General features: G+C 72.3%; 10 protein-coding genes and 1 tRNA gene. 6 read left to right on the top strand and 5 right to left on the bottom strand.

What is annotated here, in order from left to right; all coding sequences use genetic code 11:
- Window positions 1-72: transfer RNA gene (locus Bra3105_RS14810), tRNA-Thr, on the top strand.
- A gap of 87 nt (window positions 73-159) precedes the next feature.
- Here the strand turns inward: Bra3105_RS14810 and Bra3105_RS14815 are convergent.
- Together Bra3105_RS14815 and Bra3105_RS14820 are read right to left on the bottom strand one after the other, a co-directional pair.
- The gene (locus Bra3105_RS14815) at window positions 160-1,698 is read right to left on the bottom strand and encodes a glyceraldehyde-3-phosphate dehydrogenase (protein ID WP_228357494.1); all 1,539 of its coding nucleotides are present in this window, start codon (window positions 1,696-1,698) and stop codon (window positions 160-162) included.
- A 141-nt stretch (window positions 1,699-1,839) separates the two neighbouring features.
- Window positions 1,840-3,285, bottom strand: a complete 1,446-nt coding sequence (locus tag Bra3105_RS14820; RefSeq protein WP_228357497.1) for an XRE family transcriptional regulator — start codon at window positions 3,283-3,285, stop codon at window positions 1,840-1,842.
- Between the two features lie 147 nt (window positions 3,286-3,432).
- Between Bra3105_RS14820 and ppsA the strand changes: the two genes are divergently transcribed.
- Window positions 3,433-5,880, top strand: a complete 2,448-nt coding sequence (gene ppsA / locus Bra3105_RS14825) for a phosphoenolpyruvate synthase (protein WP_228357500.1) — start codon at window positions 3,433-3,435, stop codon at window positions 5,878-5,880.
- On the opposite strand, the gene Bra3105_RS14830 is transcribed toward ppsA, so the two are convergent.
- Window positions 5,865-7,298, bottom strand: coding sequence for a variant leucine-rich repeat-containing protein (locus tag Bra3105_RS14830; RefSeq protein WP_228357505.1), 1,434 nt, complete (start codon window positions 7,296-7,298; stop codon window positions 5,865-5,867). The two genes, ppsA and Bra3105_RS14830, sit on opposite strands and share 16 nt — an antisense overlap.
- A gap of 241 nt (window positions 7,299-7,539) precedes the next feature.
- Here Bra3105_RS14830 and Bra3105_RS14835 point away from each other — a divergent pair, with 241 nt between their 5' ends.
- A complete protein-coding gene (locus tag Bra3105_RS14835; protein ID WP_228357506.1) occupies window positions 7,540-8,526 on the top strand; it encodes a siderophore-interacting protein in 987 nt (328 codons plus the stop codon).
- Window positions 8,527-8,548: 22 nt separating this feature from the next.
- Here Bra3105_RS14835 and treS read toward each other — a convergent pair whose 3' ends face one another.
- Entirely contained in the window at window positions 8,549-10,327 is a 1,779-nt protein-coding gene (treS, locus tag Bra3105_RS14840) for a maltose alpha-D-glucosyltransferase (RefSeq protein ID WP_200503421.1), read from the bottom strand.
- Window positions 10,328-10,408: 81 nt separating this feature from the next.
- A complete protein-coding gene (locus Bra3105_RS14845) occupies window positions 10,409-11,089 on the bottom strand; it encodes a uracil-DNA glycosylase (protein WP_228357507.1) in 681 nt (226 codons plus the stop codon).
- A 99-nt stretch (window positions 11,090-11,188) separates the two neighbouring features.
- Here Bra3105_RS14845 and Bra3105_RS14850 point away from each other — a divergent pair, with 99 nt between their 5' ends.
- From Bra3105_RS14850 to groL, 3 genes are all read left to right on the top strand, one after another.
- Window positions 11,189-11,503, top strand: coding sequence for a DUF3263 domain-containing protein (locus Bra3105_RS14850; RefSeq protein WP_228357508.1), 315 nt, complete (start codon window positions 11,189-11,191; stop codon window positions 11,501-11,503).
- A gap of 80 nt (window positions 11,504-11,583) precedes the next feature.
- Window positions 11,584-12,150, top strand: a complete 567-nt coding sequence (locus Bra3105_RS14855; RefSeq protein WP_228357509.1) for a LytR C-terminal domain-containing protein — start codon at window positions 11,584-11,586, stop codon at window positions 12,148-12,150.
- 340 nt (window positions 12,151-12,490) lie between these two features.
- Window positions 12,491-14,128 (top strand): chaperonin GroEL, encoded by a 1,638-nt coding sequence (gene groL, locus Bra3105_RS14860; RefSeq protein ID WP_228357510.1) that lies wholly within the window; start codon window positions 12,491-12,493, stop codon window positions 14,126-14,128.
- The last annotated feature ends 72 nt before the right edge of the window (window positions 14,129-14,200 follow it).

Genomic DNA, 14,200 nt, shown 5'->3' on the forward strand with positions numbered 1-14,200 from the left:
GCTGGAGTGGCGCAACGGTAGCGCACCTGTCTTGTAAACAGGCGGTTGCGAGTTCGAATCTCGTCTCCAGCTCAGCGAAACAGCCCCTCGCCCGAACGGGCACCGCGCGCGGTGGCCAGGGGTGAGGGGCTGTTCTGGTGCGGGCCCGCCGCCGTCGTCTCAGATCCCCGCGACCTGCTCCGCGGGCCGGCGTGCCTCGCGCACGCGGTCCCGGGCGCGGTCGACGGCACCGCGGGGGACGCTCGGGAGACGCACGCCGCCCATCGACTCGAGCACCCGCACCACCTGGCGGCAGTAGCCGTGCTCGTTGTCGTACCAGACGTAGAGCACGGCGTCGCCCGAGCCGTCGGCGATGGTCGCGAGGCCGTCGACGATCCCCGCCTTGCGGGAGCCGAGCGCGTCGCTCGAGGCGAACTCGGGGGACTCGATGAAGTCCACCTGCCGGCGCAGCGGCGAGGCGAGCGAGGTCTCGCGCAGGAAGGCGTTGAGCTCCTCGCGCCCCATGCCCGCGGCGCCCTCTCCGAGGCGCAGGTTCAGCACGGCCAGCGACACGTTCGGGACGGGGACCCGGATCGCGCTGCCGGTGAGCCGGCCCTCGAGCGCCGGGTAGGCGGCGCCGACGGCGCGGGCTGCCCCGGTCTCGGCGATGACCATGTTGAGCGTCGCCGCCCTGCCGCGCCGGTCGGCGCGGTGGAAGTTGTCGGTGAGGTTCTGGTCGTTGGTGAAGGAGTGCACGGTCTCCACGTGCCCCTTCTCGACGCCGCAGCGCTCGTGGAGCGCCTTCAGCACCGGGGCGACCGCGTTCGTGGTGCAGGAGGCCGCGGCGAGGATGCGGTGATCCCCGATCTGGTCCTCGTTCACGCCGTGCACGATATTGGGCACGTCGCCCTTGCCCGGGGCGGTGAGGAGCACGCGCTCCGCGCCGGGGGAGCGCAGGTGCTGGGCGAGGCCCTCGCGGTCGCGCCAGCGCCCGGTGGTGTCCACGACGATCGCCTCGTCGATCCCGTGGGCGCGGTAGTCGACCCGGTCCGGGGCGTCCGATTCGATCACCTGGATCTCGACCTCGTTCGCGATCAGCATCCGCCGCTCCTCGTCGACCACGATGGTGCCGTCGAAGGGCCCGTGCACGCTGTCGCGGCGCAGCAGGCTCGCGCGCTTCTGGAGGTCGCCGGGGGCGCCGGGCCGCACCACGACCGCGCGCAGGCGCAGCCCGCCCGCACCCGCGGAGCGCGCGAGCAGGATGCGGGCCAGCAGGCGGCCGATGCGCCCGAAGCCGTAGAGGACGACGTCCCGCTGCGGGAGCACCTCGCCCGGGCCGACCTGTGCGATCTCCTCGCGCAGGAGGTCCTCGAGGACCGGCCGCGATCCGGGGCCGTCCGCGTCGTCCCCGTCGTCCGCGACGTCGATCTGCTCGCGCGCGAGGCTGAGGAGGGAGGCGAGGTCGACCGCACAGGGCGGGGGAGCCGTCGCGGCGAGCATCTGCAGCAGGGGGAAGGTCTGCGCGGGATCGAGCTCGCGGCCGTCGATGTGGCGGGCGAAGCGGTGGGCCTTGAGGATCTGGCGGGCGGAGAGGTCCACGAGCCGCCGCCCGTGGATCGTCACCACCACGTGGCGGCTGCGGTGCAGGGAGCCGATGATCGGGATCATCGACTCCGCGAGGGACAGGCGATCCTCGGGGTCGGCGGGGGCGTGAAGCACGGATGTCCTCCTCGGGACGAGCGGGCGTGGTCCCTCAAGACTCGCCCGCGACCAGGCCCGATGGAGGCTACTCGGGGCATGAAGATCGGGTCTTCTTGCGCCGCGGGAAAAACGGCGGGGCCCGGCGGGGGACGGCGCGTCTCAGTCCATCGCCGCGTGGCGCTCGAGGAACTCGAAGACCTCCGTGTCGTCGACGCCGGGGAAGCGGCCCGAGGGCAGGGCGGCGAGCACCTGCGTGTGCATGCGCGCGCTCGGCCAGGCGGCCTCGGCCCAGCGATCCGCGAGGCCGGCAGGGGGACGGGTGCAGCACGACTCGTCGGGGCAGGTGGACACCTGGCGCTGGCGCGTCGCGCGCCCGCGGAACCACTTGGCGTCGTCGAAGCCCACGCCGAAGGTGATCGAGAAGGCGCCGTGGGGGCCGGAGCCGGTCTGGGTGGACGACCAGAACGTGCCGCCCACGGTGTCGGTGTACTGGTGGTTCTCGGTGGTGCGGTTGCCGCGGTGCCCCGCGCGGCGCGCGACCCACTTGCGGCACACGATCTGGCCCTCGACCGCGCCGGTGACGTCGGTGGGGATCGGCAGGTCATCGTTCTCGTAGGCCTTGTGGATCTCGCCGTCGGCCCCGACCCGCAGGAAGTGGACCCGCACGCCGTGATGGGCGGTCAGCAGGTTCGTCATCCGCAGGGCGGCCTGCTCGTGGGTGACGCCGAAGGCGTCGCGGAAGTCCTCGACGGCGAGGTCGCGCCGCTGCTTGGCGTCGGTGAGGAAGTCCGTCGCCTGCCGCTCGGGCATCAGGCAGCAGGCCGCGAAGTAGGCGATCTCGAGCCGCTGGCGCAGGAACTCCTCGTAGGAGGAGGGCGGGGTGTGGTCGAGCACGCGGTGCGCCATGGCCTGCAGCGCCATCGAGCGCAGGCCGTTGCCGCCGGGGATCGAGGACGGCGGCAGGTAGATGCGACCCTGCTCGAGGTCGGTGATGGTGCGGGTGGAGCGCGGCAGATCGTCCACGTGCAGCAGGCGGAAGCCCAGGTGCTCGGCCATCAGCGCGACCTCGCGGTGCGTGAGCGCCCCGACCTCGTGGCCCGCGACGGCGACGATCTCCTCGGCCGCCGCCTCAATCACCGGGAGGTGGTTGTCCTGCTCCCGCATCCAGCGCCGCAGCTCGGTGTTCGCGCGGCGCGCCTCCTCGGGCGTGGCCGTCGCCTCGAGGGCCTTGCGGTCCAGCTCCTGCAGGGTCCGCACGAGCGCCGCGAGGGCGTCGTGGGGGAGCGTGCGCGAGATCCTCACCGCCGGCACGCCGAGCGCGCCGAACTGCGGGCCGGACTGCAGACGGGCGAGCTCGAGCTCGAGGGCGGAGCGCGCGTCGGGCGGCTCCTCGGAGAGCAGGTCGACGACGTCGACGCCGAGGGCCGCGGCGATCCCGGGCATCTCCGGCGCGCGCACCGCGCGCTTGCCGTTCTCGACGAGGGACAGGGTGCTCGCGGTGGTGCCCAGCTGCGCGGCGAGATCCGCAAGCGTCAGTCCCGCCCGGGAGCGGAAGTGCCGGATCCGGGCGCCCATCACCCGCGTGCGGTCGTCGTCGACTCTCATGTTTTGAGCATACGTGAAGAATCACGGATCTTCGATCGAATCTCCGGTGTTCTGCGCTCGACGGGGACCTCAGAGTGGTTCCACGGCCGACGGATGCCCCGTCGGCCCGATCGGGAGATCCTCCCGGTCCGCCCCACGAAAGGCACGATGATGACGCAGCTGACGACGCGCCCCGCCACCGCCACCGCTCCCGCCCTCGGGAGCGACGCCCCGGGAGACCTGGTGCTCCCGCTCGAATCGGTGGGCCTGGACGACCTCGCCCGCGTGGGCGGCAAGAACGCCTCGCTCGGCGAGATGCTCGGCGCGCTCGCGGACCTGGACGTGCGGGTGCCCGGCGGCATCGCGACGACGGCCGACGCCTTCCGTCTGCACATGGCCGCGACCGGTCTCACCGACGAGATCAGCGCGCAGCTGGCGCAGCTCGACGTCGAGGACACCACCGCCCTCGCCCGCGTCGGCGCCCGCATCCGCGAGCGCGTCGAGAGCGCGCCGCTCGCGCCCGAGCTCGAGGACGCCGTGCGCACGGCCTTCGCGCGCCTCGAGCTGGACGGACCCGCGGGGGCGGACGCCGCCTCCTTCGCGGTCCGCTCGAGCGCGACCGCCGAGGACCTGCCCGACGCCTCCTTCGCCGGGCAGCAGGACACCTACCTCAACGTGCGCGGGATCGACGCCGTGCTCGACGCGGTGCGGAAGGTCTTCGCCTCGCTGTTCACCGACCGCGCGATCGCCTACCGCGTCCACCACGGCTTCCTCCACGACGAGGTCGCGATCTCCGTGGGCATCCAGCGCATGGTGCGCTCCGACCTCGCCTCCGCCGGCGTCATGTTCACCCTGGACACCGAGTCCGGCTTCGAGGACGCCGTGTTCATCACGAGCGCCCACGGCCTGGGGGAGGGCGTGGTCCAGGGTGCCGTCGACCCCGACGAGTTCACCGTCCACAAGCCCGGCCTGCGCGCGGGACGCCCCGCGATCCTGCGCCGCCACCTGGGCGGCAAGGACCGGAAGATGGTGTTCACGGACGATGCGCGCGTCGGCCGCACCACGGCCTTCGAGCCCACCGAGCCCGAGGAGCGCGGGCGCTTCTCGCTGAGCGACCGGGAGGTCGCCGAGCTCGCCCGGATCGCCCTGGTCATCGAGGAGCACTACGGGCGCCCGATGGACATCGAGTGGGGCAAGGACGGCGCCGACGGCACCCTGCACATCCTCCAGGCGCGCCCCGAGACCGTGGTCTCGCGCCGCGCCGCCGGCACCATCGAGCGCCACCGCCGGGTGGGCGAGGCGCCCGTGCTCGTCGAGGGCCGCGCGATCGGCCAGAGGATCGGCAAGGGCGCCGTGCGCCGCCTCGAGGATCCCAGCCAGATGCACGACTTCCGCCCCGGCGACGTGCTCGTGGCCTCGATGACCGACCCCGACTGGGAGCCGATCATGAAGCGCGCGGCCGCGATCGTCACCGACCGCGGCGGCCGCACCTGCCACGCCGCGATCATCGCCCGCGAGCTCGGCATCCCCGCCGTGGTCGGGACGAGCGACGCGACGCGTCTGCTGGAGGACGGCCAGGAGGTCACCGTCTCCTGCGCCGACGGCGAGACCGGACTCGTGCTCGAGGGGCTGCTGGAGACGGACGTCGAGACGATCGAGGTGGGGGACCTGCCCGAGATCGACGTCGACCTCATGCTGAACCTCGCCAACCCCGATCTCGCGCTCTCCGTGGCCGCCCTGCCCAGCGCCGGCGTGGGCCTCGCTCGGATGGAGTTCGTCATCAACCGCCAGATCGGGATCCACCCGCTCGCCCTCCTGGACCCCGAGCACCAGAGCACCGGGGTGCAGGAGCAGATCGAGCGCGCGACCAGCGCCGACGCCTCCCCGCGGGAGTTCTTCGTACGGCGCCTCGCCGAGGGCGTCGCGACCATCGCCGCCGCCTTCGCGCCGCGCCCGGTGATCGTGCGGCTGAGCGACTTCAAGTCCAACGAGTACGCCGGACTCGTGGGCGGCGAGGTCTTCGAGCCCGACGAGGAGAACCCGATGATCGGGTTCCGCGGGGCCTCCCGCTACCTCTCCGAGCAGTTCGCCGAGGCCTTCGCCCTCGAGTGCGAGGCGCTGCGCCGGGTGCGCGAGGACATGGGACTGGAGAACCTGCGGATCATGATCCCGTTCGTGCGCACGCCCGACGAGGCTCGGGGCGTCGTCGAGGCACTGGCCTCCCACGGCCTAGAGCGCGGCAAGGACGGGCTCCAGGTCGTGATGATGTGCGAGATCCCCGCCAACGCGCTGAACGCCCCGGCGTTCCTCGAGCACGTGGACGGCTTCTCGATCGGCTCGAACGACCTCACCCAGCTGACCCTGGGCATCGACCGCGATTCAGCGCTCGTCGCGGACTCCTTCGACGAGCGCGATCCCGCGGTGCTGCAGCTCATCGACGTCGCGATCAGCGCGTGCCGTGAGCGCGGGAAGTACGTCGGGATCTGCGGTCAGGCCCCGAGCGACCATCCCGAGCTCGCCGAGCACCTGCGGAGCGCCGGCATCGGATCGATCTCTCTGAACCCCGACACCGTCGTGGACACCTGGATGCGGATCGCGGGTCAGAAGGTCTCGTAAGCCGACTTCGCGACGGTGAATCCGTGGCCCGTCTTCACGTTCCAGCAGGTCATGCCGTCCGACTCGCTCCGGCAGGCGGTGTCGCCCTGGGTGGCGCTCTCGTCGTAGGCGAGCGTCGTCGGGGAGTCCCCGCCGAAGGTCGTGCCGCACTTCAGGTCCGCCTTCCCGTCGGCGATGCCGATCGAGAACGGACCCGAGGAGCAGTCCTCGCTGTCGCCGCCGAAGGAGCGGTCGTCCAGCGAGCAGCCCACCGAGTCGTCGTCCAGGCTGCAGGTGATGTTGCCGGTGGGGGAGACGACGCGGCTGAGGTCCTTCGCGCCGTCGGGCGCCGGGGACTTGTCCTCGGCCTCGGTCGACTTCTCGGACGTGGACTCGCTGGGCTTCTCCGAGGGCTCCTTCGAGGCCGACGAGCTCGCGCCGGTCTGCTGCGCGGACTCGTCGTCCCCGCCGGAGAAGAAGGAGCGCAGGCCGAAGATCGCGACCAGGGCGACGATCAGGGCGAGCAGCAGACAGCCACCGCACGCCCACCAGGTGGCGCGGCTGCGGCCCGAGTCCTCGTCGCCGCCGTCGTCGTGGCCGTCCTGCTCGTCGTACTCGGCGGGCCCGGCGTAGGCGGCGCCGGCCTGCACGGGCTCCTCGAAGTTCGCGGTCGGGGCCGGAGCCGGGTAGCCGTAGCCCTGGTCCGGCGCGGACGCCGACTGCGCGGGCGAGGGCATCGACGGGGCCGAGGCGGCGGGCCCGAGCGGGACGACCCCGCCGTCGGGCTTCACGTGGCGCACCGTGCCGCTCGAGGTCGAGATCGAGGCTGCGGGGGCGGCTGCCGGATGCTCCTGAGGCGCCTTGATCGGGGGCAGGGCAGGGGCGGTCGCGGGGGCGTCCGCGACCGGCGGCAGCCCCCATGCGGACTGCGCGTCGGGATCGCCTCCGGGGGCGGTCGGCGGCTCCTGGCCCTGCTGGTCGGCCGCGGCGGGATGCGGCGGCTCGCTGCGCAGCGGGGCGGGGGCGTCGGAGGGCGCCATGGCCTGGGTGGGCGGGCCGTCATCGCCCTCGGGGGCCGAGGAGGCGGGGGCGGGGTCCGTGGAGTCGGTGCGCTGGAGCTGCCGGGTCGCGAGCACGTCCCCGGTGTCCTCGAGGTCGCCGTCCGCGGCGGGAGCGGGCTGCTGGCGCTCCTCCTGCTGCTGGTCGGGCCGCTGCTCCTGATCGGGCTGCTGTGCAGGGCCGGGCTGCTGCGCTACCTGCTTCGCGCGCACGCGCGGGTTGGTCGCGAGGATCCACTGCCGCGCCACGTCCGGGCAGGAGGGGTTCTCGACCAGGAGTCCGTGCAGCTGGGGGTGCCGCTCGGTGAGCTCCATCAGCCTCTCGGGCGAGGTGCTCGGATCCTGGGCCTCCTCGGCGGGTGACCGGGGGGTCTCGTTCACATCGTTCTCCTGTCGGTGGGCGCCCTGCGCGCGGCCCGTCTCCGGGCGCGCGGCGAGGGCGGCGCTGTGCGCAGTCACCGAGGATGCCACACGCCCCGGTCGGCGGGTCGAGCCGGATGTGATCTGGCGGACCCTCCGCCGCCCTTCAGTGAGGACAGCCTTGCCTGGCACAATGGTCGAGCGCCCCGCTGTTCCGCCCCGCAGCCCCGCGCTGCCCGCCCGCACATCCGAAGGAGCTGCTGTGACGCGTCCGTCCACCACCGCCCATCTCGCCGAGGTCCTCCGCGTCGAGGACATGACCCCCGCCTTCCGCCGCGTGGTGCTGGGCGGTGAGGGCATGGCGGAGTTCGGCATCGACCACCACCCGCTCGACCAGCGCTTCAAGCTCATCATCCCGCCGGGCGGGGGAGATCCGGCCTTCGATCTCGTGGACTTCCTCGAGAGCCACCAGAGCGATGACCTCTCCTGGTACCAGGCCTGGTTGCAGGTCGACGAGGACGTGCGCGGCGCCATGCGCACGTACACGATCCGCGACTGGGACGAGGCCGCCCGCGAGCTCGTCGTCGACATGGTCCTGCACACGGACGAGCACGGCGTTGGCGGGCCCGCCGGCAGCTGGGCGCAGGCCGTGCGCCCCGGAGGGCGCCTGCACCTCATCGGCCCCCGCCGCGGAGGGGAGCAGTCCCGCAGCGGCATCGAGTTCGAGCCCGGCGGTGCGAAGGACCTGCTGCTCGTCGGCGATGAGACCGCGGTGCCCGCGATCGCCTCGATCCTCGAGTCCCTGCGCGGGTCCGACGTGCGCGGCCGGGCCCTCCTCGAGGTGCCGACGGCCGCCGACCGCCTGGATCTCGAGGGGCCGGCCGGCGTCGAGGTCGTGTGGCTGGCCCGCGACGGCGCCGAGCACGGCTCCCTGCTCGAGCCCGCGGTCCGCGAGGCCGTCGCGGCCGACGCGGATCTGCCCGCCGACCCGTCGGCCGGCGAGCGGGTCGAGCTCGAGGACGTCGACATCGACTCCACGATTCTCTGGGAGGTGCCCCAGCAGCTCACCCACGCCGCCCACGGCAGCACCTCCGAGGTCCACCCCGACGAGCGCCCCTTCTACGCGTGGATCGCGGGCGAGGCGGGCGTGGTCAAGCGCCTGCGCCGCTACCTCGTGCGCGAGATCGGCGTGGACCGCAAGCAGGTCGCCTTCATGGGGTACTGGCGGATCGGCAAGGCCGAGGGCTGACTGCGGGGCCGGTCGCTCCGGGTCACTCCGGGTCGATCACCGGGATCGCCGTGGTCCGGGTGATCGGCTCGCCCTGCTCGCCGAGGGGGCGCACCTTCAGCCAGTAGAAGCCGTGGCCGGGGAGCATGACGTCCAGGGTTCCGTCCTCGCCGAGCGAGGGGAACTCGGCGCCGCCGAAGAGGTCGCGCACGGTGCGTCGGCCCGGCCCCTCGAGCGCGACGCGCGCGGTCACCGGCTGCGGGGCGAGGTTGAAGACGCACAGCAGGGTCTCGGCGTGCTGGGCGGCCTCCTCCCCGTGGTCCGCGCCGTCGTAGGTCCGGGTGAAGGCGAGGACGCGCTCGTTGTCCGCCTCGACGTGCCGGTAGGCGCCCATGCCGAAGGCGTCGTGCTCGCGGCGCACCGCGAGCATCCAGCGCACGAAGTGCAGCAGCGATCCCGAGTGCGCCATCTGCGCCTCGACGTTCGTGGTCGCGTAGTGGTAGACGAGCGACTGGATCACCGGCAGGTAGAGCTTGCCGGGATCGGTGATGTCGCTGAAGCCCGCATTGCGGTCCGGCGTCCACTGCATCGGGGTGCGCACGGCATCGCGGTCGGTCAGCCAGATGTTGTCGCCCATGCCGATCTCGTCCCCGTAGTAGAGGAACGGGGAGCCGGGCAGCGAGAGCAGCAGGGCGTGGATCAGCTCGATCTCCGAGCGGGAGTTGTCCAGCAGCGGGGCCAGGCGCCGGCGGATGCCGACGTTCGCGCGCATGCGCGCGTCGGGCGCGTACCACCCGAGCATCGCCGAGCGGTCCTGGCCCGAGACCATCTCGAGGGTGAGCTCGTCGTGGTTGCGCAGGAACGTGCCCCACTGGGCGCCCTGCGGGATCTCCGGGGTCTGCGCCATGATCTCGACGATCTGACGTGCGCTGCCCTCCCGCAGCGCGTAGAACAGGCGCGGCATCACCGGGAAGTGGAAGCACATGTGGCACTCGGGGTCCTCGGGGGTGCCGAAGTACTCCACGACGTCCTCGGGCCACTGGTTGGCCTCGGCGATGATCACGCGGCCCGGCCAGCTCTCGTCCACGAAGCGGCGCAGGTCGGCGAGGAAGGCGTGGGTCGCCGGGAGGTTCTCGCCGTCGGTCCCCTCCTCCTCGAAGAGGTAGGGGATGGCGTCGGCCCGGAAGCCGTCCACGCCCTTGTCCAGCCAGAAGCGCACCACGTCGAACATCGCCTCGCGCACCGCGGGGTTCTCGAAGTTCAGGTCCGGCTGGTGGGAGAAGAAGCGGTGCCAGAAGAACTGGCGGCGCACCGGGTCGAAGGTCCAGTTCGACTCCTCCGTGTCCACGAAGATGATGCGCGCCTCGCGGTACTTCTCATCCGTGTCCGACCAGACGTAGAAGTCGCCGTACGGGCCCTCCGGGTCCGCGCGGGACTCGAGGAACCACGGGTGCTTGTCCGAGGTGTGGTTCATCGGCAGGTCGATGATCACGCGGATCCCCCGGCGGTGGGCCTCGGAGACCAGGCGCTCGAAGTCCGTGATGGAGCCGAAGTCCGGCAGCACCGCGCCGTAGTCGGAGATGTCGTACCCGCCGTCGCGCAGGGGGGAGGCGAAGAAGGGAGGCAGCCACAGGCAGTCGATGCCCAGCCACTGCAGGTAGTCCAGGCGCTCGATGAGCCCCGTGAAGTCGCCGGTGCCGTCGCCGTTGCCGTCGGCGAAGCCGCGCACGAGCACCTCGTAGAACACGGCCTTGCGGTACCAGTGGGGGTCGTAGTCGACCCCGGGGCCCTGTGGTGTGAACTGGGCGGGGTTCAGTGCCATCGCGCGATCCTCCGGAGTGACGCCGAGCGGGTCGTCCCACAGTAGGCGGGCCGGTGCCCCGGCGCCATGCCTCCGGGCGCGTCAGTCCCGCACGACCCGCCAGTCGATCGGCTGCGCCCCCTGCTGCTCCAGCAGGGCGTTCGCGCGGGAGAAGGGGCGGGACCCGAAGAACCCGCGCGAGGCCGAGAGCGGGCTCGGGTGCGGGGAGGTGATGCAGGGCGTCGGCGACAGCATCGGCTGCAGGCTCTGCGCGTCACGGCCCCACAGGATCGCCACCAGCGGTCCGCCGCGCGCGGCCAGGGCGCGGATCGCCGCCTCCGTGACCGCCTCCCAGCCCTTCCCGCGATGCGAGGCGGGGGAGCCCGGCTGCACCGTGAGCACCCTGTTCAGAAGGAGAACGCCCTGGTCCTGCCAGGCGCTGAGGTCGCCGTGGGGCGCAGGGGCGATCTCCAGGTCCTCCTGCATCTCCTTGAAGATGTTCTGCAGGCTGCGGGGGATCGGGCGCACGTGCTCCTCGACCGCGAAGGACAGCCCGATCGGGTGGCCGGGCGTCGGATACGGGTCCTGGCCCACGATGAGCACGCGCACGTCGGCGAGCGGCCGGGTGAAGGCGCGCAGCACGTTCTGTCCCGTCGGCAGGTATCCGCGGCCGGACTCCGCCTCGGTGCGCAGGAAGTCGCCCATCTGATGGATCGCCGGTTCGACGGGGGAGAGGGCCTCGGCCCAGTCGGGGGCGATGGTCTCGGCGAGGGGGCGCGGCATGGGGCAAGTCTGGCATGCGGCGCGACGGGGCCGGGGCGGTCCGACAGGCCCTCGGCGCGCCGGGACGGACGGCCCGGCCCACGGCCGTAGGGTGGATCCATGCCCGCCTCCGCCGACCTCCCCGCCCAGGATCCCGACGACCTCTCCGGGGTCGCCGAGCGCTCTGGGGACGACGGGAGCACGGGGCTCACGGCGCAGGAGCGCGCGATCCTCGCCATGGAGGAGCGGACGTTCCGGTACGTCGGGGCGAAGGAGCGGCGGATCCGCGAGGAGCTCGCTCTCACCCCGACCGCCTATTACGTGCGGCTGAACGCGCTGCTCGACCGCCCCGAGGCGCTGCGCGCCGCGCCCGCCCTGGTGCACCGACTGCGCGCCCGGCGCGTGAGCGCGAGCGACGCCGGCCACGCCGCCTGAGCCGGGACACAGCGCAGACGTCGCCCGCGCATCGCGTGTGGCTCCCCGCTCCGTCGGCTCGGAGCTGGTTCAATGGGTCCGTGGCAGATTCCGAGTACCCCTACCCTCCGGACCAGTTCGACGAGGAGGCGACCGAGGTCGCCTACCACGGCGCGCATCGCGCCGAGGAGTCGTTCTGGCGCCAGAACCTCGTCTACCTGATCATCATCGCCGTCGCGGTGGTGGTCCTGCTCGTGCTGCTGTTCACCATCGGCGGGCTCGGGAAGTCGGGGGACGACCGCGCCGAGGCGCCCACCACGGCCGCGAGCTCGCAGGACGACTCGTCGAAGAGCGATGACGCCTCCGACGGCGGCGGCGAGGACCAGTCCGAGCCGGACAAGTCCACCCCCGTGCTCGTGATGAACGCCGGCGGGATCTCCGGCATGGCCGGCGCCTGGGAGAAGTCGCTGACCGACGCCGGGTGGACGAAGGTCGGCATCGGCACCGCGGACAACGTCCAGCAGGAGAGCGTCGTCTTCTACCGCGACGACAAGGACAAGGCCTCCGCGCAGGCCCTGGCCGACGAGGTCGGCGCGGGCGACGCCCGCCAGAGCGACGAGTACGACAACCGCATCACCTTCGTCGCCGTCGAGCAGCCCGAGGGCTGAGAAGCTCGGCGCAGTCACGCGCGCAGGCGCCGCGCAGGGGCCGGTCACCGGGGACGGTGGCCGGCCCCTCGTGCGTGCCGGGGGCCGCACATGCGAGGGATGCGCCGACGGCGGAATCCGTGGGAGGGGTTAGCACTCCGAGGGGGAGAGTGCTTATGATGATCTGGCACTCGACGCCGACGAGTGACAGCGTCCGGAAGGGCGCGATCGTCGGCGGAGAGCCAGGAGCATTCCGGCCCCGTGAGGGACCCGGCGCCGCGTGACGTGAACACGGCGCCTGGTGCCGTCCGTCGCGGGCACAGGGTCGGGTGGACACCACGGATACGGGAGAGATTCCACAATGGCCAAGCTCATCGCATACGACGAGGAGGCCCGGCGCGGTCTCGAGCGCGGGATGAACCAGCTCGCCGACGCCGTCAAGGTCACCCTCGGCCCCAAGGGTCGCAACGTCGTCCTCGAGAAGTCGTGGGGCGCGCCGACCATCACCAACGACGGCGTCTCCATCGCCAAGGAGATCGAGCTCGACGACCCGTACGAGAAGATCGGCGCGGAGCTCGTCAAGGAGGTCGCCAAGAAGACCGACGACATCGCGGGCGACGGCACCACCACCGCCACCGTCCTCGCCCAGGCCCTCGTCAAGGAGGGCCTGCGCAACGTCGCCGCGGGCGCCAACCCCATCGCTCTCAAGCGCGGCATCGACAAGGCCGTCGCCGCGGTCTCCGAGACCCTGCTCTCGCAGGCCAAGGAGATCGAGACCAAGGAGCAGATCGCCCACACCGCCGGCATCTCGGCGGCCGACCCGGCCATCGGCGAGCTCATCGCCGAGGCCCTCGACAAGGTCGGCAAGGAGGGCGTGATCACGGTCGAGGAGTCCAACACCATGGGCCTCGAGCTGGAGCTCACCGAGGGCATGCGCTTCGACAAGGGCTACCTCTCGCCCTACTTCGTCACCGACGCAGAGCGCCAGGAGGCGGTCCTCGAGGACCCGTACATCCTCCTGATGAACTCGAAGATCTCGAACGTCAAGGACCTGCTGCCGCTGCTGGAGAAGGTCATCCAGGCCGGCAAGCCGCTCGCGATCCTCTCCGAGGACGTCGAGGGCGAGGCCCTCGCGGTCCTCGTCGTCAACAAGCTCAAGGGCTCCTTCAAGTCCGTCGCGGTCAAGGCCCCCGGCTTCGGCGACCGCCGCAAGGCGATGCTCGAGGACATGGCGATCCTCACCGGCGGCCAGGTCATCTCCGAGGAGGTCGGCCTCAAGCTCGAGACCGCGGGCCTCGAGCTGCTCGGCCAGGCGCGCAAGGTCGTCGTGACCAAGGACGAGACCACCATCGTCGAGGGCGCGGGCGAGGCCGACCGGATCGCCGGTCGCGTCAAGCAGATCCGCACCGAGATCGAGAACTCCGACTCGGACTACGACCGCGAGAAGCTCCAGGAGCGCCTCGCGAAGCTGGCCGGCGGCGTGGCCGTCATCAAGGCCGGCGCCGCGACCGAGGTCGAGCTCAAGGAGCGCAAGCACCGCATCGAGGACGCCGTGCGCAACGCGAAGGCGGCCGTCGAGGAGGGCGTCGTCGCCGGTGGCGGCGTCGCGCTGCTGCAGGCGGGCAAGGACACCTTCGCCAACCTCTCGCTCGAGGGCGACGAATCGACCGGCGCGGGCATCGTGTCCGTCGGCATCGAGGCCCCGCTCAAGCAGATCGCCGTGAACGCCGGCCTCGAGGGCGGCGTCGTCGCGGAGAAGGTCAAGAACCTGCCGATCGGCCAGGGCCTGAACGCCGCGACCGGCCAGTACGAGGACCTGCTCTCCGCGGGCATCATCGACCCGGTCAAGGTCACCCGTTCGGCGCTGCAGAACGCGGCCTCGATCGCCGGCCTGTTCCTCACCACCGAGGCCGTCGTGGCCGACAAGCCGGAGCCCGAGGCCCCGGCCGCCGGCGGCGGCGACATGGGCGGCATGGGAGGCATGGGCGGCATGATGTGATCCGCCACCGGGCATCTGCCCGGCGGTGATCGCACCAGCGATCGCGAACGCTTCACCACACGGCGCGGCCGC

Origin of the sequence: Brachybacterium halotolerans subsp. kimchii, assembly GCF_020792675.1 — a bacterium.
Lineage (GTDB): Bacteria > Actinomycetota > Actinomycetes > Actinomycetales > Dermabacteraceae > Brachybacterium > Brachybacterium halotolerans.

Bases quoted from the DNA above. Each gene is read 5' to 3' on its own strand.
- ppsA (WP_228357500.1), top strand. From the start codon at position 3,433: ATGATGACGCAGCTGACGACGCGCCCCGCCACCGCCACCGCTCCCGCC.
- groL (WP_228357510.1), top strand. From the start codon at position 12,491: ATGGCCAAGCTCATCGCATACGACGAGGAGGCCCGGCGCGGTCTCGAG.
- Bra3105_RS14820 (WP_228357497.1), bottom strand. From the start codon at position 3,285: ATGAGAGTCGACGACGACCGCACGCGGGTGATGGGCGCCCGGATCCGG.
- Bra3105_RS14845 (WP_228357507.1), bottom strand. From the start codon at position 11,089: ATGCCGCGCCCCCTCGCCGAGACCATCGCCCCCGACTGGGCCGAGGCC.
- treS (WP_200503421.1), bottom strand. From the start codon at position 10,327: ATGGCACTGAACCCCGCCCAGTTCACACCACAGGGCCCCGGGGTCGAC.
- Bra3105_RS14850 (WP_228357508.1), top strand. From the start codon at position 11,189: ATGCCCGCCTCCGCCGACCTCCCCGCCCAGGATCCCGACGACCTCTCC.